The following is a 20,264-nucleotide window of genomic DNA, read 5'->3' as shown; positions in this document are numbered from 1 at the left end:
CGCCTACCTTTCCTGGTCATCTCGCCGATCCTCCTCGGACTCGGGCTGGGGCAGCCGCTTCAGCGACTGCTTCGGCACGTCTGCGGCCAGGTCCCCGGGAACGGCGCCCTGGCCGGGGGCGCCCGGGGCGGCAGGCGCCTTCGTGGCGCCTTCCTCGGGCTTCTCCGCCGGCGGTCCGGTCTCGGCGGGGGCCGCTTGCCCCTGCGCCGCCGTCGCCTTCTTCTTCGCCTTCTTCGTGGGCTTCTTCTTCGGCTGCTGCGTGCGCGGCGGGCGGGTCACCTCCTCGACGGCCTTTCTCCGCTCTTCCTCTTCCAGCCAGTCCAGGTGGGGGCTGTACTCCTCGAACCACTCGGCGAAGTTCTGCTTCTTCGCCCTCTTGGGCTTGGCGCCCTTCGCGCCCTTCGCGGCCCCTGTGCCCTTGGCCGCCTTGCCGCCCTTCGCGGCCCCTGTGCCCTTGACCGCCTTGCCGCCCTTCGCCGCCCCTGTGCCCTTGACCGGTCCGGGGTCGTGCCAGCCCTTGATGAGGTCCTCCTTGATCTTCACCATCTCCCGGATCACCCCCTCCTTGCCGCCCTCCTTCCGGGCCTCGACCAGCCGCCTCGTCACCTCCTTGAAGTAGTTGTCGGTGTGCAGCGTCTGATGGCGTGTCGCGGCCTGGGGGATGATCTTCGGGTCGCTGGAGGTACGCGGCAGGTAGATGCCGTTCAGCGGATCGTCGCGGGGCTGGATCCCCGCCCATTCGAGGATCTCCCGCGCGGGCCCGGCCCGGCGGTCGGACCAGGCGACGATGTGGTGCGCGTCGTGCCCGTAATGCTGGTGCTGACCGATCGCCTCCATGGCCTCCGCGAGGGCACGCGAGGCCCGCTCGGCCTCCGTCAGCGTGGGCCGCAGCCGGTCCCGGACGCTGAGCTCCCCCTGTTCCAGGACCCTGGCGTCCTTGCTCGCCTTCGCCTGGGCCGCCGCGAATTCCTCGGCGACCTGCCCCTTCGTAGACTCCTGGGTCTTGAGCAGTTCCTCGAACCTCTCCAGATGCTCCATCGCCGCAGCCGGGTCGGTCTCGTTCCTGCGCCGGATCTGGCGCAGCGCCGCCTCCATCGCCTTCGGGTCCTTGACCCGCTTCTTCGGAAAGCGCTTGCGCAGTTCCTTGATCCGCGCCAGCACCGGGGCCCGTTCGGCAGCGGTCGCCTTGACCGGAGGCCGGCGCGGCGGCCGCGGCACCTTCTCGGCCAGCTTTGCGGGGGGCCGGCGCGGCGGCGGCGCGACCCTCCGCCAGGCGTCATTCCTGCCGCGCCGGAGCTTGTCGAGGAACTCGCTGAACTCCACGGCCCTGTCGCCGGCGATCTCCTTCGTCCGGATCCTCTCGAGCCGCGCGAGCATGGCGTCGAGCTTCTCCCCCTCGCCGGAGGCGCGGATGTGCATCTCGCGGACGATGCCGATGCCGTACTGGTGGACGGCCTCCATGCGCCGGGGCTCCGCGGCGAGCAACGCCAGCAGGTCCGCCTTCACCTCGGCCCTGGCCCCGATCCGGCCGAGTCCGATCCGCTCCAGCAGGTGGGCGAACCGGCTCCCCTCGCCCTCCTTGAGCGCCAGGGCCACCGTGCCCACCTCGGCGGCCTCGAAGCCGTCCTTCCCGATCAACCGGCCGAAGATCTGCGCCAGTTCCGGTGTGAGCCCGCCCGACTTCGTCCCCAGTACGTACAGGACCTCGGCCTTCCGCTGGAAGTCGGAGACCACGGGGCCGAGTTGCGGATGCTCCACCAGCGAGGCCAGCGTGCTCCCCTTGGGCACCTCGACCTCGCTCAGGAGCGCGCCGAGGCGGGCACCGTCCTCCTCGGGCAGCAGGCGCAGCAGGTCCGCCACCTCGTGCTCGTTCTTGAGCCCCTTCAGTACGGTGCTGCCGCCGTGCAGGGCGGAGGCCAACCGGGTGAACCGGGCGGCGACCAGCTCGGCCTCGGTGGCCTTGAGCAGCTTGAGGAACCGCAGGATGGCGGCGATCCTCTCGATCTTGACCAGCGCCTCGACGACGGCCTTGATCTCCGTCATCCAGGTCAGCGCCTCGATGATCACGGCCCATTTGATCCTGGTCACGACTCTCGGGCCGACCCCGAGCAGGGCGGCTCCGCGCAGACCGTTGACGAGCGCCGCGCCGATGGGTGCGACGAATGTCTCCAGCTCTTCCTGCGCCTCCTTGTCACCGAAGTTGGCGCGGTGGCAGATGTACTGGAGGCGGATGAGGTGGTAGAGCCCGGCGAGGATCTTCTCGGGCTGGGTGAGCATCACTTTGAACGAGTCGAGCGTCGAGAGCACGAACCCCGTGACCGCTCGGGCGCTCTCCTCGAACTCGATCATCAGTTTGAGGCCGGGAACCGCGGTCTCCTCGTCCTCGACCGTCCGCTTCAGCGTCGCGTCCCGGTCCGTCCGCAGGTTGAACGCCTCGGTCACCAGATGGAGGAACTCGCCGGTAGTGAGCGGCTTGTGGTCGCCGAACTTCTTGCCGACCGCGGTGAGCAGCGCCCAGAGATCGGCGCCGATGTCGGCGAAGAGCTGTTCGTACAGGCCGTGCTGGATCAGTCGGTCCCGGACAGCGAGCAGCTCGGCCATGCTGTCCAGCGAACGCATGATTTCGACGATCGCGTGCCGCTGCTCCTCGAACGTCCAGGCCTTGACCAGGATTTGCAGGTACTTCTCCCTGGTCTTCTCGTCCACCAGCACGAAGGCGTTCGCGCTCATCTCGCCCAGCTGCGCGGCGGCCTTCTGGAGACTGTCGTCGTTCCCCGCGAGGCCGGCGTCGACCAGGCGGTCGAGGTCCTGGAAGGCGAGGGTCGCCAGCTGCTCCCGGGAGAGCCAGAGCTCCGGCGTCGACTTGCTGAGCCTGACCCAGCGCTTCCCCTCCTCCTTGGATCCGAACAGCCAGCCGCGCTCCTTGGTCCACACCAGCTGCACCCCGTAGCGGTGTCCGTCGAGCGTGGTGACGACGGGCAGGACGGTGAAGCCCTTGAACGTGCTGATCTCCTGGCCTTCGTACTGCCATTTCGACAGCGCGGCGCCCATGACCTCGTCGGTCACGGTCGGTGCGGTGGCGACGGCCCAGTGACGGCTGTCCCGGGTGCCGATCGGGCCCTCCAGAACGGCGAAGGAACGGGCGCCGAAGAGCTGGTCGCCGAGCTGGACCGCGTGGACGAAACTGCGCGAGCGGGCATAGCGGGTCGCCTCGCCGAGCAGGACGAGCTGGGTGGCGCCGATGACCATCACCGCCCGTCCGTCGACCGGGCTCTTGCCTTCGACGACTTCATCGCGGGTGTCGGTGACGACGTCGTCGGGCCCCTCGGTCGGCGCGTCCAGCGCCGCGGCCTCCCCCGGCGTGACGGGCTTGGCCGGGCCGGTCCGCGTCTCCTCCACCACCGTCGTGGCGACCTCCTCGGAAGGCTCCTCGGAGGACACTCCCAGGTCCTTGTCGGCGGTCGCCCCGGGCGCCGCCCCAACGGGCGCGGCGGGCGCGGGCGACGTCTGCGGACCGGCGGTGGGGGCCGGGCCGGTGGCGGAGGCCTGGCCGGCGGCAAGGGACGGACCGGTAGCGGGGGCCGAACCGGTGGCCGCCTCGGGCCGCGTCGCGGCGCCGCCGGACTTGGCGCTCTCGCCCTGGTCGACCGCTCCGGCGGTGTGCGCGGCTCCGCCCTTGCCCTCTTCCTCCGCTTCCTCCTTGTCCTGTTGCTGTTCCCGTTGCTGTTCCCCTTGCTGTTGCTGTTGCTGTTCGTCGTGCGCGTGCGCTTCCCCGCCGGCCATCGCCGCCCGGTCCCCCGTCCCTCCGTCGCCCGCGTCGGGCACGGCCACCGCGAAGGTCAGCACACTGTGTCCGCTCGTGGCAGGGGCCGCGGGAGCCTCGTCCATCTCGGGTGTCGCCGCGGTCCCCGCATCCGCCGACACCGGCGACGGCCCGGCGATCCCTCCGTCGAAGTCGTCCTCCGCCAGCGCGTCGGCGACCGCCCGGAGCAGAAGCCGTTCCAGCTGCCCTCCGTACGCGAACCGCTCCAGGTCCCCGGTGAAGGCCACCGACCGCGCCAGGTGGAGCCGCCGGTACGCCACGCCTCGTACCACCGTCTCCTCGACGGCGGGAGGTGCGGCTCCGGCGGCGGGGTTCACGGCCGTGCCCTCGGGTGGTCCGCCGCGTCGGCCGGGACGATGTCGGGGTACCCGGCGGCCGCCAGGCGGGCGCGGGCGAGCCGCAGGCGCGCCGCGACCGCCTTCTCAACCACGTCACCGAGGCGCTCCAGGGCGGCGGGCGAGGGGGTCCCCGTGATCGTCACGGTGATCGGGAAGTGACAGGTGATGGTGGGCATGGGAACACTCCGGGCCGGGGGTTCAGCTCAGGGCCTCGTGCAGGGCCTCCCAGATTTCCGCCACGAGGTCCTGGCGGGTCTCCTCGGCGATGTCTCCGGCCAGGACGACTTCGATCGGGAAGTAGAAGTGAAGGTCCGCCCCCGGACCGGAGACCACGACGGGCTCCGGCCCCGCGGCGTCGGGCGGCGTGGTCCGGGGTTCGAGCTGCTGGTCCGTCATCGGGTCCTCCGTACTCCGCTCAGGCGCTGGTGGCGGTGACGGCCAGGCAGACGCAGTTGAAGGTGGTCGTCGGCACGCCGTCGATCACGATGGTGCTCGCGGCGGACGTGATGTAGCAGTCGTTGAAGGCGATCTGCTGGAACGTCCAGTCGGTGCCCGAGGCCTCCTGGACACCGATGTTGAAGGTCTCGTGGTTCAGGGCGATCTGCGTGAGCTTGGCCACCGCGGGGCCGATCGCCTTCACGGCCATGGTGAAGGTGAAGGCCTTGGGCTGGACGATGTGGGCGACGTTGTCCGCCTCCAGCGAGTGCAGGGGCTGCACGGGGCTGTTGAACGTGGGGTTGAACGAGTCGATCGGAGTGATCACCGTCGTGCCGATCATCACGGTCAACCGGGTGTCCCACTTGACCTCGGTCATCACACGGCTCCTTAACCCTTGAGGGACAGATTGACGGTGATCCGGTGGATCACGCCCGCGTAGACGACGGAGACCGCCATGTCGATGCTCCGGCTGCTCCGTATGTTGCCGATGAGTGTCACCTCGTCGGCGGTCAGCGTGGCGCGGTCCCTCTCCAGCAGCACGAGGAGCGGGATGTGGATGTCGTAGCTCTCGATGACCCCCGCGGACACCAGGGGAGAGAGCACGGTCTGCACGAGGGTGACGACCGTGCGCAGGCCGGGCCGGTCGATGCGGAGGTCTCCGACGGCCTCGATCAGCGACGCCTTGATGCGGAAGGCGACGTCGTCGAGCGTCCGCACGATGTCGATGTACTTCTTGTTGCCGCTCGAGTTGGCGGTGAGTCCTTCGCCCAGATAGAGGCCGCCGCCGGGGAGCAGCGCCGGACTCGTCACCCAGTTGATGGAGCCCGCGACGAATGCGTCGATGTCGTCGACGGTGAAGCGGCCTGTCATGTCGATCGAGAGCGGCTTGAGCAGGAGGGAGATGTGCGGCTCGTAGCCCGCGATCGCTCCGGCCACCGCCGCGGCCACGTCGTCCTTTGAAGCCTTGTGGGCGATCAGGACCATCCGGTCGGTGTGGATCGCGCCTTGGTTGAGTCCGACCTGTGTGGCGACCGTCAGTGAATCGTCGAGCATGGCGACGCCGATTCGTTCCTTGCCGTCGCCTCCGGTGTTGGAGACGTCGACGACGTGCTTCGCGAGGAGTTCGACGGGGTGGTCGGTGGTGGGCGTCTGATTGAGCGGGGTGTTGGCGAGCACCACGATCTGCACCGCGAGTTCCTTCGCCACGGCCAGCCCTTTGTCCCAGTCCGGCTTGGTCTCCGCCACCTGGACACCCCAGATCCGGGTTGGGGGCGGAGTCTGCCGGAAGGCGACGGAGATGGCGGCGGCGAGGTCGCTGAGGCCGTGTGCCACGACGTTCTCCCCGGCCGCGTGCTCGGACGTCAGCCCCTTGTCGAGGGTCCAGTTGAAGGTGTTGTCGTTTCCCGCCGCCGTTGCGCTGATCGTACGGTCCTCGGCGGACTCGCCGTCTCCGATCGTCACGACCGTGCCGGCCGGGAAGTCGAACTTCGTGGTGAGGGTGGTGGCCTTGGCCGCGGCCTGCGTTGTCAGTTGCGCCACCCCCTTCGGGTAGGCCTTCGCGGCGGCGTCCGGATCGGCGAAGGGCAGGGCTGTGCTCGACGCGGCGCTGCCGATCGCGCCCTTGCCGATGACGACGATGTCTCCGAAGGCTCTGGTGGCGGGCGCGAACAGGTCACTGCTCGCTTTGACAGTGACGTAGTTGAACGGCATCGACTGCTCCTCACCGTGATCGCGACCGGCCGTCGCGGACCGGCCGCCGCCGGCTGTCGCCGGGGCCTTCAGGGCACCGTCTCGAAGACGGCTACGAATCCCTGCGTCGCCAGCAGCGCGCCGACCTGTTGCTGGGTCGCCTGTACTGCGGGGGTGTCGGGCGTGGTGGCGGGGAAGACCGCCAGCCACGCGCTGGAGGCGAGCAGGGGGCCGCCGTCGTAGACGTCGGGCCGCGGGCTCGCCGCGTCGACTGCCCGTCTGGCCTGGATGAGCCGGCGCAGGGCGTCGACGAGGTCGAGGCGGTCGAAGAAGAGCGCCGACACTCGCAGGGGGAAGCTGCGGGGCGGCGCGGTCGGATCGAAGGGGGGTGTGTCCGTGTACTCCAGTTGGTAGGGCCCTTCGAACGTCTCGGGTCGTGCCCCGGGGCCGGGGGCGGCTGCCCAGGCCTCCGATTCGACGGAGGCGAGAACACCGCCGCCGGCCGCCGTGCTGGCCACGACCATGGTTTCCAGCGACATGTCGATCCACTGCACTGCGGGTGTGGCCGGGATCTCGACGGTGGCACGGGCCTGTTCCGTCGCGGGGATCGTCTTGTCCCACGACCCGTGCACGGCGATCGAGGCGTGTACGGCGGTCTGGAACTCCTTGTGGAGGACCTCGACCGACTCCACCGACCTGACGTCGAGGAAGGTCGGGTCGTAGACGGAGACCAGCAGCGCTCGCGCGCGCTGGTGCTCCGGGTCAGTCCCGGGCACGAGGAGCGCGTTCACGTTCTCCGGCAGCAGGTACCGGAGCGTGAGTTCGTCCGTGAAGCCGTCGGTCGCCGCCATCTCTCTCTGCCGCCTTCCCCAGGTGTGCGATGCGGGTGAGCGGGCGCGCTAGCCAGTGTTGACGTCGGGGAGGCAGTACGCGCACCCGTCGTAGCCTCGGGCGAGCGCGTCATCGAGGGTGAAGTACGGGACTTTGCTCGCGGGGCCGAGCTGGTCCCAGAAGGGGCAGGTGGAGACGTGCACCTCCTGGCTGTGGGGGTTGCCGAAGAAGATGCCCTCGAACTCCGTCACCGCGGTGATCTCGATCGTGATGCGTCCGGCGACCTCGTTGTCCTGCATCTGGGTGGCGACGAAGTCGTAGTCCTTGAGGTTCACGGCCTCATGGGAGAAGTCGATGACGATCTCGGCCGCAACATCGGCGCCGGCTTTGAGGGTGAAGCCGTCCACGACCGCCGTGCTGCCGCCCTTCATCTGGAGGGTGGAGCGGACGTCTCCGGTCTCGGTCACCTCGACGTCGGTGAGGGAGGCCGAGTTCACCAGGCTGCTCAGGGTCTTGATGGAGATGCGCGTGTCTTCGGGCATCGCGGTCGCGTCGAGCTCCCACGAGTCGTTCGTGGCCTTCGGTCCGCCCCGGAGCCTGATGATCATCTTGTTCTGGCCGCCGAGAACGGACTTTCGGGGGTAGACGTTGCGCTGCCCCACGTTGTTGTCGTACTTGACGAGGAGGTGGTGGGGCACCGACTTCTTGAGCGAGACGAGGATGTCGGTGACGGCCGGGTCGTCCGCTCCGCTCACGACCGCGATCAGGCACTCGTGGTCGGCGATGGTGGGGGTCCAGGGGAACGGTCCGACGCGCACCGATCCGCCGGGCGGGATCACTTCGTGGATCGTCTCCTTGCTGATCGGCTTGAAGTGGTCGGGCCAGATCATCCCGGTCCCTGGGTCGCACCGCCAGGTCTCGACCTTGAACCGGTCGGCCTCGGCCGCCTCAGTTCCGCGGTTGTGCACGCGTACGTAGAGGTAGTTCGGATGCTTCTCGATGGGTTCCTGGTGACCCGCCTCGGGGTCGTCACCGGTGCTGACGTCCTTGTTCCGCACCCAGATGTCCGGTGAGACCCAGAAGGGATCGGTACTCGGAAGGATGCCGGTGTCGGCCGGACTGTCAGCGATGAACAGGTCGACGGGCCGCCGGGCCCACAGCCCCTGGCGGACGAACGCCTCGTCCATCATCTTGCTGTAGACACCGCCGGTGAGGGCGACGTCCGCGGCGATGCAGCGCTCGGCCAGCTGGATGGCGTTCTGCTTGCTGTCCCCGGTGTCCGCCGGTACGAGCGGCAGCATCTCCAGGATCGTCTTGATCATCTGGTCGGCTGCCGCCTCCCGCACGCCTGCGTCGCTGTTCGCCCCACCGATCCCGAGGTAGCACTGCCACAGGGCCGTGGCGAGCATGGACGTCCTCAGGTCGGCGGCGTAGCCGTCGAACCCCGCGTCGTCGAAGCGCTGGGACAGGTCGAGCCGTCGCACCGAGTTCGGCACGTCCTTCGCGTTGTTGTTGAAGGGGAACGTCTCGGTCCGGCGATGGAGGTTGGGGTTGAAGCGGTCGCGGTAGATACCGGCCATGGCGTCGCAGACGCTGTGCTCGTACTCGAGGCTTCCGGTAAGACCCGTGCGGAGCCACTGCACGACTCCGTGCGTGTACTCGTGCACGATGACGCCGAGGTCGGCGCCCCCCGGTACGCCGGTCAAGTCGAAACGGATCCGCGGGGGCGTCGTCGATCCGATCCATTCGCTCAGCCCGGCGCCCACGGTTCCCTGGGGGTCGACCTCGACCTTGGTCATCCTGTCGTTGAGGGCCTTGTTGCCCAGGTCGCGGAGGTAGCGGGCGAAGGTGTCGATCCAGAAGTAGACGTTTGCGCTCAGGAAGGTCTTGTCGTCGGGGTAGTTGGTGAAGACGAAGGTCGCTGTCGACGGCTCCGGCTGGGAGAAGGCGGGGGGATCCCAGTCGAGGCACCGGCACCAGTCGCCGTCAAGACGGAACTTTCCGCTGGGGTCGGCCGGTGCCACCTCAGCCTGGGCGTCGTGCATGAGGCCGACGAGGGCCGCGTTCTTCGTCGTGCTGTCGAAGGAGGTGTCCGACTCGGTGACCGGATCGGGCTGGAAGACCTTGAACGTCGCGGTGGCGTACCTGCCCGCGTTCTCAGTCCAGAGCAGTTCGCCGGCGACGGCGTCCACGACGACCCGGAAGTGTTCGAAGGGGCCGGTGGTCTCGACGACGAGGTCGTGGACGAGATGCAGCCGGCCGTCGGGGCGCCGCCTCCCTTGCTTCAGGAGTGCGAGGGTTGCGGTGGGCCGGTCGGCGTCCGGCAGCGCGGGCCTCGACGTGTCCCGCAGGTAGACGAGTTCGTCGCGGACGATCGCGGCGGAGTCGTAGTCCCCCCGGAAGGGGTCCAGCGCGGCCTTCCCTACGACGTCGGGCCCGCGGTCCTCCCGCACGTCCGGTGCCTCGGAGACGTCGATTTCCATCGTGTTGGCGACCTGCACGACGGCTGCCCGCCCGGTGTCGGCGGCCACCTGGAGCCCGGCACCCAGGACGCGAAGATCGTTGTGGAACTGCTGGTAGACAACGTTGAGCGTGGCCCTTCCCTCGTCGGCCGCGACCTCGCGGATCTCCGTACGATCGGTGCCGAGATCCTTCGAACGCTCGCGTACGAAGGTGTCGACGGCTCTTCGGGCGGTCGCCGCCGGGGAGAGAGTGGCTCCGGGGTCAACGTAGGAGCGCAGGACGCCGTCGGCGTCCCTGTGCTCCCCCACTCCGGGGACCAACCGCAGGGGCCGAGCGGCCCCGGCGTCGGGTTGGATTCTCTCGCGTCCCTCGTTCCTGCCCATGATGTGTTCCTCCGCACACGCGGATCGATGCCCCTTGCGGCCGCCGCGGGCCCGGTCAATCGAGGTACTTCGGGGCGTACGCGGACCACCCCCTCGTGGAACGCCGCAAGGTCCGGCTCTCTCACCCGGCTACGGCCACACGGATGATGGCTGGAAGCGGCAAGGCGTCTCCGCGGGGATACGGGTGTGCCGGGGAGCTCTCTCTGTAGACCAATTCTTTGAGGTGCGGCACGTCTTCGCAACGCGGACTGTTGGTAATTACGCGCCCCCTGAACGTTCAATAGAAGAAAGTGTAAGCACCCAGCTCCCGAGTAGGTGATCACTTCCACCAGCGTGCCGAGCGAGACGTCGCCGGGTGCCCAGCGGCGGAAGTAGGACGTCTCGCCGGTGCAGCGGTGCCGCCGCGCGACCAGCGCACTCGTCGCGGGCTCCTTCTCGTTCCGGTTCTCGTCGGGAGCGTCGTCGGGGCGGACATCGAGCCAGGCCCAGTCGTACTCGCGGGTGCCCTTGGTGCCGTGTCCGGTCCGCCGGCGCATCCACTGCCCGGGCCGCACCTTGTTGATCGTTTTACGGGCCTCCCACCGTCGCCCGGTCCCGTCGATGACCTGGTGGGTGGCGGGGATACCAACGGTGTAGCCGAGCCTCAGCGCCCGTATGCTCCGGCGTAGTTCGTGGCCGCAGTACACCTCGTCGCTCGCGAACCAGCGGGCCATCAGCCCGGCGGCGAACGCGTCGGGTGACCACTGCCAGCGCCTGCGGCTTCGTCGTGCAGTCCGAGCATTACCCCCGTGTCCTGGCGATCCCGCGCGACCTGGTCGGCGGCGGCGTACTCCAGGTGCCCTCCAGCGTCGCCGACATGACCAACCCCGAGACGCGGGCCGACGTCGACCGCTCCGTCCACAGCCCCGGCGCCGCGGCCGAAGAACGCGTGAAGCTGTTCAAGCTTGCTGGAGACGCGGTCGGCAGCGAATTCACCGGACATCACCACCAGTACGAACTCTTCTACGCCGGCGCCCCGTTCGTGGTGAAGGGCTACGCCTTCCGCACCTACGGATTCGACGGCCCGCTCGCCGACGTCGAAGCCTTCCTGTCGAGCTACGGCCTCGAGACCAACCCCGCCTGATCGCTGCACCAACCGGAGCAACGCAGCATGAGCAAGCCCGAGTACGAGTTCTTCCCGGTCGCCTACGTCCCCTACACCGTCTGCCCGGGCGACGGCCCAAAGATCACCGAGCGGATCCTCGCCAAGGGCCCGGACAGCGGTGTCGCCACTCGCATCCTGTGCTATGAGGCGATAGTCGCCTCGAACGCCGAGCGTCGAGTCATCTACGGCGGCCGCGATCACCCAGAGATCGCGGTGTTCGCCAACGGACGACTTGTCGCCGACATCCCCGGCGCCTGCGGCGAGACGATCCCGGACGCCGACCTGCCACTCCGTACACCCGATCGCCCGGCCGAACTACTCCTGACGCACCTTCCATGAAGGCGACCCGCCCAGGGACAACCCCGGCGGCCCACAAGCTGCTCCGTCCACTCCCCTGCGCCGCGTGAGACACGGACGGCGCTGCCTGCGGCGGCGCGGAAGGGTTGCCGCGGAGCAGGGAGGTCATGAATGCAAACGGTGAGGGTATGCGTGAGTGAACCTGATCATTCGCAGAAAGTGATGCCTGCCATGGCCGATACTCGGGACGTCGTCGAGCTCATCCTTCAGGACCACCGGCGGATGGAGGAACTGTTCCGCCAGATGCGCAGTGTCGAGGCTGACCGGACGGCAGCGCTCCAGGAGTTCGCCGACCTGCTGACCGCCCACGCGCTGGCCGAGGAGGCCAAGGTCTATCCCGCTCTGAAGAGGTACAAGAACATCGACGACGATGAGATCGAGCACGGCGAGCATGAGCATGACGAGGGTAACAAGGCCCTTCTGGACCTCCTGGAGGTGGAGGAGGTCGGCTCCGAAGAATGGGACTCCAAGCTGGAGGAACTGGTGGAGGCCGTCACCCACCACGCCGACGAGGAGGAGCGCACCATCCTCAACGGGGCGCGCGAGCATGTGGCCATGGACCGACGTGAGGAATTGGGAGTGGCGTTCCTGGAAGAGCGCGAGCGTCAGCTGAAGGTTGGCTGTGGCTCACTCGACAACGTTCGCCGCATCGTCAATTCCTGACCGCGCCCAGCGTGCGGGATCCCTCGCCGGAGCCAGGGCGGCGGCCCCGGCCCCGGGTCCGCGCGGTCGCGTGATCACCGGCAGGTGATCGACGCGATCGCGTTCAAATACCGCACGGGCAGGCAGGGGATGGACCTGCCCGAGCACTTCGGCTCACGCAAAGGCGCCCACAACCGCTGGCCACGGCAGCAGACCCCGACCGCGCCCTGCTGCGGCGCACCTGGCAGGGCCGACGAACTCGGCGCAGCGGTCTACATCAGCACCGACGCCAACGGAGACATCACCTTCCGCAATGCGCATCCAGCACCAGCGCACCTGCAGTACAGGAACGGACACCGTTCAGCGGCACCGCACACGCGAGCGGCGTCGGCAAGAGCTGCTGGCCCAGCTCACCTTCACCGCCCGCGTGGATCGCCTCACCCGCTACCCGTCGTTCCAGCTCACCGGCCGCACCATCACCGACAAGCGCAGACTGTTCGGGCAACTCGACGGACCCGGACCCCACTCGGCGCAGTTCGACCTTCTCGAATACTCCGACACCGAACTGTGCGTGGCCTACTCCTGGCTTTGCCCCACCGGGCCTCCAGCATCGCACTGTCCCTGCCCGTCACCGAGCACCAGCGACTCATCGACACCGCCCGCCTTCTGAGCCGGCGAGCAACCGGACTCCTCCGGGCCCCCCTCCTCACCGATGACATGCCATAGACCAGCTCACCGCCCAAGCCACAGGCATGGCCACAACCGCCTGCAGCCGACCGAGCCCTGCCATAGCGCCGCCACGACAAGACACCCCAGGCAAACCCATCGCAGGCCAAGAAGAAGCATCAGTACCTGCAGCGGCCGTCTGCGCGAGCAGCGGCATCACGTGGTGGCTGCGCCTGCTGTCTCGCAGGCGATAACGTGGCCGGCCCGAGGAATGATCCCTGGCTCAGCGCCGGGCCTGCACGCCTACCTGCCCTGGCGCAACGCCAACGCCCGCCACCGAGACGTCCTGGCCGCCGAACGCCGCGAACGCGCCCGGGTCCGCAGTGAGAAGGGCATCCGGTGGACACCCTCCTCAAGGCCGCACGCTGACGCCATGCCCTGCGTATCAGCTGAGGGTCTCGGCCGCCTTGGTCATCGGCCCTCCTGCGTCACCGGTGTTGATCGTTCCCGCCGGTTCCAGCAACAGGATCGCGGTCTCCTCGTCTGCCACGGGGCAGTGCTCGATCCCGCGGGGAACCACGAACAACTCCCCAGGCTCCAGCACCACATCGGCATTCCTGAGCTGGATGGTGAGCCGCCCGCTGATGACCAGGAACAGTTCATCGGTGTCCTCGTGGGTGTGCCAGACGAATTCCCCCTTCAGTTTGGCCAGCTTGACCTCGTAGTCGTTGAGCACAGCCACTTTCTTCTGCGCCCACAGCTCGCTGAACTGCGACAGCCTGTCAGCGAGATTGACGGGAAAAACAGACCTGGACATACGGCACCCTTCCTCACGGCCGGACAACCGGGAGGAACCTCTCAGTCCCTCCGGCCGGCGTCACGAGCCTGCCGCGTCTGGACTCCGCCGGTCTTGTACGTTCCTGACATGACCGAAGACCGACCCCGCACGTCCATCAGCGCCTGGAGGCCGTCGGTCCCTGGGATCACCGAGGTCTTCCACGCGCACTTCACCGACCACGCGTACCCGGCTCACACCCACGACACATGGGATCTGATGATCCTCGACGACGGCGCCGTCGACTTCGCACTCGACCGCCGCCGCCACGGGGCGACCGGTACCTCCAGTGTCCTCCTGTTGCCTCCCGGCGTCCCCCATGACGGTCGGACCGTCACAGCGTCAGGCTTCCGCAAGCGCAACATCTATCTCGACGAGACCGTACTCCCGCAGCGTTTGGCCGACCGCGCGGTGGACGCTCCGGTCTTCAGCGACGGGCTGCTGCGCCATCGGATCGGCCAGCTGCACGCCGCTCTCGCCCATGCCGGAGACGGCTTCGAAGCCGAGTCCCGCCTCTCGTTCATTCGGGAACGGCTCCACTTCCACCTCGATGCGCTCCAACCCCGCGCACCGGGGCGTGAGGCAAACCGGCTTGCCACCGAGCTGCGGGAACTACTGGACTCACGGATACACGCCGGCATATCCCTGCGCGAGGCCGCCGGCATCCTGCATGCACACCCCACCCACCTGATCCGCTGTTTCAAGCAGACATACGGCCTGCCGCCACACACCTACCTCACCGGCAAGCGCATCGATCAAGCACGCCGGCTTCTCCTCGACGGCCGCCGGCCCGCCGAGGTGGCCACAACCGTGGGATTCCACGACCAGGCCCATCTGAACCGACACTTCACACGCCACGTGGGCACCACACCCGCGCGTTACAAACGCACTCTCACCAGTGTCGACTCGCTACCTTTCCTTACGGATGAAGGTGGGGCGCGGGTGAACGACCGGGAACGAATGACCACAAAGGTGTCGACTGCCTACGGAGCTGTAGACGCACGTCGGCCGAGGAGCGTTCCCGGATGACGGGCACCGCGCGAAAGCCGTCCGTGGTCACACAGCCGGCCCACCTCGAAGCCGCGTTCCATGCAGGTGTCGAGGATGCGGGGCAGGGCGCCGAGGGCCGAGCGCCAGGCGCCCGGGGCGGAGGTGCAATCGGAGTCGTGGAGCAGGATGGTGCCGCCGCCGTTCAGATCGCGGGCGACGGTGCGGTGGACGGACTCCGGGGTTGCCCGGGCCGTCCAGTCCTCCCCCCAGCAGGTCCACAGGACCGGGGTGAGGCCGAGGCGGCGGGCCGCCAGGTGCGCGGCGGTCGACATGACACCGTACGGCGGCCGGAACAGTTCGGGTGGTCGGCCGGTGATCGCGGCGACGGTGTCGCGAGCGCGGGCGAAGTCGTCGTAAGTGGCGCGCGGGCCGCGCAGGAGCAGGGGGCGGTGCAGCCAACCGTGAACACCGATCTCATGGCCGGCCGCGGCGATCTCGCGGACCAGGCCGGGCGAACGGTGCGCCTGCTCGCCGAGCAGGAAGAAGGTCGCGTGGACTCCGCGCTCGGCGAGTAGTCGCAGGAAGTGGGGGGTGGAGTGGGGGTCGGGGCCGTCGTCGAAGGTCAGGGCGATGTGGTCCGGACGGCCTCGGCCCGCAAGGCGCGGCATGGCGCGGTTGCGCAGCGGTCCGAAGGTGGAGACGACGGGTGCGGCGTGGGCGGCGGCGAGCGCGGGCAGGACCGTCAGCGCGGCTGTGCGGAGAGTGTGTGCGGCGGTCATGAGTGGTGTCCTTCCGGCCGGTCGCTGTGATGCGGGCCGAGGTCGTCCGGGTCGAGGCCGTGACCGATGGCGCTCGCCAGGCCGTGGCCGTCGTATGACGTTGCGACGCCCGTTCCGACGGCGCACGCCCATACGGCGCACGCGGCTGCGACTGTGGTGGCGAGCCGCCGTGTGCTGGGCCGCCGACGGGTGGCGGGGCGGGCGCTCGGCTGTATGACCTCGGCACCGTGCATGCGTGCAATCTCGGCGGCCGGGCCGTCGTCCGGCGCCCCGGCGAACAGGGCGAGGCCCGTCTCGCGCTGGCGTGTTCCGCGCGGGCCGTCGATCAGGTCGTGCAGTACGGCCTTGAGGTCGGACCGTTCACGGATCCACACCGCCACGCCGGCCTCGTCCAGGGCGGCGGCGTTGGTCAGGCCGTGGCCGGGTATGCAGCGGTAGCCGGCGACGGGCAGGCCCGCGGCGAACGCCTCCAGGGAGGTGAGCCCGCCGGCGTTCTGGACGAGGACGTCGGCGGCGTGCATCAGGCCGGGCATGTCGTCCACCCAGCCGTAGACGTGCTCGATGCCGTCCGCGCGCAGTTGGGCGGCCAGGGCCTGGTTTCGGCCGCAGACGACGACCGGTATGGCGGCGCCGCAGTCGCGCACCTCCAGCGCGACCTGCCGCACCGGCCCGACGCCCCAGGATCCCGCGACCAGCAGGGCGAGCGGGCTGTGCGGAGGCAGCCCGAACCGGGCCCTCGCCCGGTCGCGTTCTTCTCTGCCGCAGGGCCTGAACCGGGGGTCGGTGACCGGCCCGCACACCCGTACGTCCACCGCGCCGGCGGACCGTGCCTGGGCAGCGGGCACGGCGTGGGCCGCGAGGTGAACGTCCACGCCGTCCGCCACCCACAGCGGATGCACCGAGAAATCGGTCAGATAGGTGAGGACCGGGACGGTGAGCCGCCCGGACAGGCGCAGGCTGCCCAGTACCCGGCTGGCCCCGGGATAGGTGGACACGACCGCTCCGGTCCCCGGGGTCAGAGCGCGCAGCACCCGGTCCTCGGCGGAGCGCAGCAGCGCCCGTGCCACCGGGCCGCCGCCTCCGGCGCGCTCGGTGCTGGCATAGATCCGCTGGTAGGCCCACGGCGCACGGACAAGCATCCGGTGGTAGCCCTCCTGGACGGCCCGGCCGAGCTGCGCGGGCAGCAGGTCCAGCAGGTCGTACCGGTCGACGGTGAACCCGTCCGCTGCGACGCGGCGGGCGAGTTCGGCGGCGGCGCCGTCGTGCCCCGCGCCGACACTCGCGGAGAAGATCGCGATCCGGCGGGAGGGCAGCGTGGCCTCGCTCCGCGGGCGCGGTACGGCGCCCGCGCGTGCGGGCACGGGGAGAGTCTGTCCGGCGTGGGGCATGGGGCTGGATCCTCCGGCCGTCGGGTGAGAGCGGGCAGCTCTACAAGATGTAGTAGTTCGCGTTTCAAAGCCCGGAGCATACCTCCTACAACTAGTAGGAGGTGACGCGATAGCCTGTGCGGGGCCAAGATGAGGAAGGGCGGATGGTGAGCGACCCCGAGGATGAGGAGACTGTGGGCGGATCCGGCAGGCGGGCGCGCGGCGAACTCGAGAGCGACGTGCTGGCCGCGCTGTGGGCCGCCGACGCCCCGCTGACCGCCCGCCAGGTTCTGGAACGGCTGCCGGGCGACCTGGCGTACACCACCGTCCTGACGATCCTGTCCCGCCTCCACGACAAGGGCATGCTCGTCCGCCACAAAGAAGGCCGCGGATACGCCTACACGCCGGTCCGGGATGAGGCCTCGCACACGGCCCGGCGCATGCGGTCGCTGCTGGAGGAAGGCTCCGACCGGGAGGCCGTGCTGGTCAGCTTCGTGTCCGAACTCTCCGCTGAGGACGAGCAGTTGCTGCATCAGCTGTTGTCCGGCCACGAGCCGCGGGACGAGCGCTCCGACGGGAAGCGGTGAGCCAGTGCTGATCAGTGTCTACGTACCGTTCGCCGTCACGGCTGTCCTCACGCTGCTCGCGCCCCGTCTCGCAGGACGGCTCACTCCTCGCCCTGCCGCCTGGGCCCTGGCCTGCGCCGCGCTCGTCACGGCGATCGGCTGGACCGGTTCACTCATCCTGCTGGCCTTCACCGGCGTCGCACAGATCCCCCAGGTCGCGGCCGAGGGCCACTGGTCGGTGACCGCGCTGCGCGCCGAGGACCCGGTGTACGTCGTCGTCGCGGCCGTCAGCGCGATTGTTCTGGCCGCGAGTCTCGTCTCGCTGGGCGTGGCAACCCTCCGACAGGTCCGCCAAGTCGTGCGGGCCCGCCGGGAGTGCGCCGGGCTGCGCGGTGACACGGAGCTGGCCGTCGTCGACGATGACGCCCCGCTGGCCTTCGCCCTGCCCGGCAAGCCCGGACGGATCGTGGTCTCCCGCGGCATGCTGTGCTGTCTCGGCGACGCCGAGCGCGCGGCCCTGCTGGCGCACGAGCGGGCCCATCTACGCGGAAAGCACCATCTCTTCCTGAGCCTGTGGCGGCTCACGGCGGCCCTGAACCCGCTGCTGCGTCCCCTGGCCGACACCGGCGCCTTCGTCCTGGAGCGCTGGGCCGACGAGGAGGCCGCCGCGCAGGTCGCCGACCGGGCAGTCGTCGCCCGCGCGGTCGGCCTCGCCGCCCTCGCCTCCGCCGGCGCGCCCCGCCCCGCCCTTGCTGCAACCGGCGGAGAGGTTCCCCAGCGGGTACGGGCCCTGCTGGCGCCGCCTCCCGCCCGCCGAAGTCTGCCCTTCCTGGTCGGCGCCGTCCTGCTGACCGTGTGCTGCGCGAGCCTGGCCAACGCCGCGTCCGACAGCGACGGCATGGTCGACAGTGCGAAGCGAGCGCAGTGTGCGGCGCTCATGGGGACCGCGGGCGCAACGCCGAATGGCCCCCGGCGCGGCGGCCCCGGCTTCTGCGGCGGACCGCACCACCGCGGTGACCGGGGGGAACACCGCCCGTGAAGCTCCCGCGGTACGGCCTTACCCGCCGGCCGACGCGTCGGCCGTGATCGACGACACCATCCAGGACAAGGAGTAGGCGCCTTCCGCCACCGCCCCGCGACGTGCAGCGGACGGTGCCCGCCGGCCGCTGCCGGGCAGCCCTCGCGGCAGCGGCCGGGGCGTGTCCCTCCACCCGCCGACTACCCCCGCCGGCAGCCTCCACCTCCCCCGCGAGGCCCGACCCCGGTCCAGCCGGGGTCATGTCCTGCCGCTCGCTCACCCGGACGGAACAGACGCGGTCACGCTCACCGCCGGACGGTGATGTGTTAACTGCACCTTCTCTGACTTCTTGCGCGAGGACAAGATTTCCAAGGCGGCGGACGCCAAACGCCACAACGACTGAGCCACGCGGAGAGCGATCCGGCCTGCGGGTGCGGCCGGAATTTCACTTACTCGTCATCTCCCGGCTGCCATTGATGCCATGTCACGCTTCCTGAGGATCCAGTTCACTGGGGCGCGCCCTCCACCGGATCTGAAAGAGGGACGCATGTTGAGACGCACGCTGAAGCGCGGGCTTGTCACGCTCGTGGCCGTCGGTCTTGCCTCATCCGTGGGGTCGGTGGCCACGGCGTCGGCGGCCGGCGGTCCACTGACGCTCGCCGTCTTCGGCGACTCGCCGTACGGCAGGTCGGCGTACGCGCCTGCGGGCCAGACGGCCGACACCTCGCAGTTCCAGAGGACCCCGGCGTTCATCGGCACCATCAACAGTGACCCGGCCATCAGCGATGTCATCCACGCGGGCGACATCCACTCGGGCAAGGAGTTCTGCACCGAGGACTACGACGCCTCGATTGCGTCCGTGTGGCAGACCTTCACCAAGCCGCTCGTCTACACGCCGGGCGACAACGAGTGGGCCGACTGCCACAAGGCATCGAGCCTCGCCTCCCCTGGTCAGGGCGGCGGCTTCTACGACTCGGCCTCCGGTGACATCAACTACATCGGCACGAGCGGCCTGTCGACCAACACGCAGGATTGCGTCAGCTACCACTGCGGCAACCCGCTCGACAACCTCGCCGAAGTCCGGCAGGACTTCTTCGCGCAGCCCGGCCGCACCCTCGGCAGTGGGACACTGAACGTGGTGTCCCAGGCCACCGCCTACGACCCGAGCCACCCGGGCGACGCACAGTACGTCGAGAATGTGATGTGGGCGCAGAACGACATCGTCTTCGTGACCATCAACGTGCCGGGCGGCTCGAACAACGACGCCGACCCCTGGTACAAGTTGCCGATCGCGGCCCAGGCGCAGACCGACGAGCGGACCAACCGGACCGCGGCCGACGTCCGCTGGCTCGATGCTGCCTTCGCCGCCGCGCAGGCCAAGCACGCCAAGGCGGTGGTGATCACGGCACAGGCCGACATGTGGGACCTCGACGGCAAGACGAAGGACCACCTGACGAACTACGAGCCGATCATCAGCGAGGTCGCGGCAAAGACGACCGCGTTCGGCCGTCCGGTGCTGATGCTCAACGGTGACTCGCACCTCTACCGCTCGGACAACCCGCTGTCGCCGACGGCGACGTGCACCGGCGAGACGGACCCGGCCACCGGCGCCGGCGTGTGCGCCCACGACCCGGGTAACAACGCGTGGAACGAGCACCCGTACTACCACGTCTCGAACTTCCACCGGATCGTCGTGCACGGCAGCACCACCCCCCTTGAATGGCTGAAACTGACCGCAGACCCCAACGCCAACTACGCCGTCACGGGCACAACCTACGGACCCTTCAGCTGGCAACGGATGCCGCAGCCACAGCTGTAACCGGCCGAGCGCACACGACCGGCCACGGTGTCCCCTGCGGACTCCTGGCCGGTCGCGTCGAAGCGGACGCCTTGCCACGGGTGCCCCGGCGCGGCCGGCACCCGTGCTTCTCGCCG

18 protein-coding genes and 1 pseudogene are annotated in these 20,264 nt (G+C 69.3%); 8 read left to right on the top strand and 11 right to left on the bottom strand.

The window, feature by feature from the left end; genetic code table 11:
• Positions 1 to 3: 3 nt before the first annotated feature.
• From AC0B9F_RS17940 to AC0B9F_RS17905, 8 genes and pseudogenes are all read right to left on the bottom strand, one after another.
• Positions 4 to 4,140, bottom strand: coding sequence for an AHH domain-containing protein (locus tag AC0B9F_RS17940; protein ID WP_472003626.1), 4,137 nt, complete (start codon positions 4,138 to 4,140; stop codon positions 4 to 6).
• Complete coding sequence (locus AC0B9F_RS17935) at positions 4,137 to 4,337, bottom strand: hypothetical protein (RefSeq protein WP_472003624.1); 201 nt, start codon at positions 4,335 to 4,337, stop codon at positions 4,137 to 4,139. The genes AC0B9F_RS17940 and AC0B9F_RS17935 overlap by 4 nt, the downstream gene beginning before the upstream one ends.
• Positions 4,338 to 4,359: 22 nt before the next feature.
• A complete protein-coding gene (locus AC0B9F_RS17930; protein ID WP_472003622.1) occupies positions 4,360 to 4,557 on the bottom strand; it encodes a hypothetical protein in 198 nt (65 codons plus the stop codon).
• Between the two features lie 19 nt (positions 4,558 to 4,576).
• Complete coding sequence (locus AC0B9F_RS17925; RefSeq protein WP_472003621.1) at positions 4,577 to 4,975, bottom strand: hypothetical protein; 399 nt, start codon at positions 4,973 to 4,975, stop codon at positions 4,577 to 4,579.
• 11 nt (positions 4,976 to 4,986) lie between these two features.
• Positions 4,987 to 6,309, bottom strand: a complete 1,323-nt coding sequence (locus tag AC0B9F_RS17920; protein WP_472003619.1) for a hypothetical protein — start codon at positions 6,307 to 6,309, stop codon at positions 4,987 to 4,989.
• A gap of 68 nt (positions 6,310 to 6,377) precedes the next feature.
• Positions 6,378 to 7,139 (bottom strand): hypothetical protein, encoded by a 762-nt coding sequence (locus AC0B9F_RS17915; RefSeq protein WP_472003617.1) that lies wholly within the window; start codon positions 7,137 to 7,139, stop codon positions 6,378 to 6,380.
• A gap of 48 nt (positions 7,140 to 7,187) precedes the next feature.
• The gene (locus AC0B9F_RS17910; RefSeq protein ID WP_472003615.1) at positions 7,188 to 9,890 is read right to left on the bottom strand and encodes a gluzincin family metallopeptidase; all 2,703 of its coding nucleotides are present in this window, start codon (positions 9,888 to 9,890) and stop codon (positions 7,188 to 7,190) included.
• Positions 9,891 to 10,282: 392 nt separating this feature from the next.
• Positions 10,283 to 10,730 (bottom strand): annotated as a pseudogene (locus tag AC0B9F_RS17905) (IS701 family transposase); the annotation flags it as partial.
• Here AC0B9F_RS17905 and AC0B9F_RS17900 point away from each other — a divergent pair.
• The 4 genes from AC0B9F_RS17900 (at position 10,702) to AC0B9F_RS17885 (ending at position 12,778) form a co-directional block, all read left to right on the top strand.
• Complete coding sequence (locus AC0B9F_RS17900) at positions 10,702 to 11,088, top strand: 4-hydroxyphenylacetate 3-hydroxylase C-terminal domain-containing protein (protein ID WP_472003805.1); 387 nt, start codon at positions 10,702 to 10,704, stop codon at positions 11,086 to 11,088. The pseudogene AC0B9F_RS17905 and the gene AC0B9F_RS17900 sit on opposite strands and share 29 nt — an antisense overlap.
• 27 nt (positions 11,089 to 11,115) lie before the next feature.
• Entirely contained in the window at positions 11,116 to 11,448 is a 333-nt protein-coding gene (locus AC0B9F_RS17895; protein WP_472003613.1) for a hypothetical protein, read from the top strand.
• 189 nt (positions 11,449 to 11,637) lie between these two features.
• Complete coding sequence (locus tag AC0B9F_RS17890) at positions 11,638 to 12,129, top strand: hemerythrin domain-containing protein (protein ID WP_472003611.1); 492 nt, start codon at positions 11,638 to 11,640, stop codon at positions 12,127 to 12,129.
• Positions 12,130 to 12,421: 292 nt separating this feature from the next.
• Positions 12,422 to 12,778 (top strand): hypothetical protein, encoded by a 357-nt coding sequence (locus AC0B9F_RS17885; protein WP_472003610.1) that lies wholly within the window; start codon positions 12,422 to 12,424, stop codon positions 12,776 to 12,778.
• 441 nt (positions 12,779 to 13,219) lie between these two features.
• On the opposite strand, the gene AC0B9F_RS17880 is transcribed toward AC0B9F_RS17885, so the two are convergent.
• Positions 13,220 to 13,591: a cupin domain-containing protein gene (locus AC0B9F_RS17880; protein WP_472003609.1), complete on the bottom strand. Its 372-nt coding sequence runs from the start codon at positions 13,589 to 13,591 to the stop codon at positions 13,220 to 13,222.
• 108 nt (positions 13,592 to 13,699) lie between these two features.
• Between AC0B9F_RS17880 and AC0B9F_RS17875 the strand changes: the two genes are divergently transcribed.
• Entirely contained in the window at positions 13,700 to 14,638 is a 939-nt protein-coding gene (locus AC0B9F_RS17875; protein ID WP_472003607.1) for a helix-turn-helix domain-containing protein, read from the top strand.
• Here AC0B9F_RS17875 and AC0B9F_RS17870 read toward each other — a convergent pair.
• Both AC0B9F_RS17870 and AC0B9F_RS17865 read right to left on the bottom strand, forming a co-directional pair.
• On the bottom strand, positions 14,593 to 15,378 hold the full coding sequence (locus AC0B9F_RS17870) for a polysaccharide deacetylase family protein (RefSeq protein WP_472003605.1): 786 nt from the start codon (positions 15,376 to 15,378) through the stop codon (positions 14,593 to 14,595). The two genes, AC0B9F_RS17875 and AC0B9F_RS17870, sit on opposite strands and share 46 nt — an antisense overlap.
• Positions 15,375 to 16,739, bottom strand: coding sequence for an MGDG synthase family glycosyltransferase (locus tag AC0B9F_RS17865; protein ID WP_472003604.1), 1,365 nt, complete (start codon positions 16,737 to 16,739; stop codon positions 15,375 to 15,377). The genes AC0B9F_RS17870 and AC0B9F_RS17865 overlap by 4 nt, the downstream gene beginning before the upstream one ends.
• 170 nt (positions 16,740 to 16,909) lie before the next feature.
• Between AC0B9F_RS17865 and AC0B9F_RS17860 the strand changes: the two genes are divergently transcribed.
• The 3 genes from AC0B9F_RS17860 (at position 16,910) to AC0B9F_RS17850 (ending at position 20,148) form a co-directional block, all read left to right on the top strand.
• Positions 16,910 to 17,332 carry a BlaI/MecI/CopY family transcriptional regulator gene (locus AC0B9F_RS17860; protein WP_472003603.1) on the top strand — a complete coding sequence of 141 codons (423 nt, stop codon included), beginning with the start codon at positions 16,910 to 16,912 and terminating at the stop codon, positions 17,330 to 17,332.
• A 4-nt stretch (positions 17,333 to 17,336) separates the two neighbouring features.
• Complete coding sequence (locus AC0B9F_RS17855) at positions 17,337 to 18,350, top strand: M56 family metallopeptidase (RefSeq protein ID WP_472003600.1); 1,014 nt, start codon at positions 17,337 to 17,339, stop codon at positions 18,348 to 18,350.
• A 526-nt stretch (positions 18,351 to 18,876) separates the two neighbouring features.
• A complete protein-coding gene (locus AC0B9F_RS17850) occupies positions 18,877 to 20,148 on the top strand; it encodes a hypothetical protein (protein ID WP_472003598.1) in 1,272 nt (423 codons plus the stop codon).
• Positions 20,149 to 20,264: the final 116 nt, after the last annotated feature.

The organism is Streptomyces sp. NPDC097129 (assembly GCF_055668065.1).
This window is presented reverse-complemented; position numbering and strand designations above follow the sequence as displayed.

What these genes read in the sequence shown, in the direction of transcription:
- AC0B9F_RS17935 (WP_472003624.1), bottom strand. Translation starts at nt 4,337, where the DNA reads ATGCCCACCATCACCTGTCACTTCCCGATCACCGTGACGATCACGGGG.
- AC0B9F_RS17930 (WP_472003622.1), bottom strand. Translation starts at nt 4,557, where the DNA reads ATGACGGACCAGCAGCTCGAACCCCGGACCACGCCGCCCGACGCCGCG.
- AC0B9F_RS17925 (WP_472003621.1), bottom strand. Translation starts at nt 4,975, where the DNA reads ATGACCGAGGTCAAGTGGGACACCCGGTTGACCGTGATGATCGGCACG.
- AC0B9F_RS17920 (WP_472003619.1), bottom strand. Translation starts at nt 6,309, where the DNA reads ATGCCGTTCAACTACGTCACTGTCAAAGCGAGCAGTGACCTGTTCGCG.
- AC0B9F_RS17915 (WP_472003617.1), bottom strand. Translation starts at nt 7,139, where the DNA reads ATGGCGGCGACCGACGGCTTCACGGACGAACTCACGCTCCGGTACCTG.
- AC0B9F_RS17895 (WP_472003613.1), top strand. Translation starts at nt 11,116, where the DNA reads ATGAGCAAGCCCGAGTACGAGTTCTTCCCGGTCGCCTACGTCCCCTAC.
- AC0B9F_RS17890 (WP_472003611.1), top strand. Translation starts at nt 11,638, where the DNA reads ATGGCCGATACTCGGGACGTCGTCGAGCTCATCCTTCAGGACCACCGG.
- AC0B9F_RS17885 (WP_472003610.1), top strand. Translation starts at nt 12,422, where the DNA reads ATGCGCATCCAGCACCAGCGCACCTGCAGTACAGGAACGGACACCGTT.
- AC0B9F_RS17880 (WP_472003609.1), bottom strand. Translation starts at nt 13,591, where the DNA reads ATGTCCAGGTCTGTTTTTCCCGTCAATCTCGCTGACAGGCTGTCGCAG.
- AC0B9F_RS17875 (WP_472003607.1), top strand. Translation starts at nt 13,700, where the DNA reads ATGACCGAAGACCGACCCCGCACGTCCATCAGCGCCTGGAGGCCGTCG.
- AC0B9F_RS17870 (WP_472003605.1), bottom strand. Translation starts at nt 15,378, where the DNA reads ATGACCGCCGCACACACTCTCCGCACAGCCGCGCTGACGGTCCTGCCC.
- AC0B9F_RS17860 (WP_472003603.1), top strand. Translation starts at nt 16,910, where the DNA reads ATGGTGAGCGACCCCGAGGATGAGGAGACTGTGGGCGGATCCGGCAGG.
- AC0B9F_RS17850 (WP_472003598.1), top strand. Translation starts at nt 18,877, where the DNA reads ATGTTGAGACGCACGCTGAAGCGCGGGCTTGTCACGCTCGTGGCCGTC.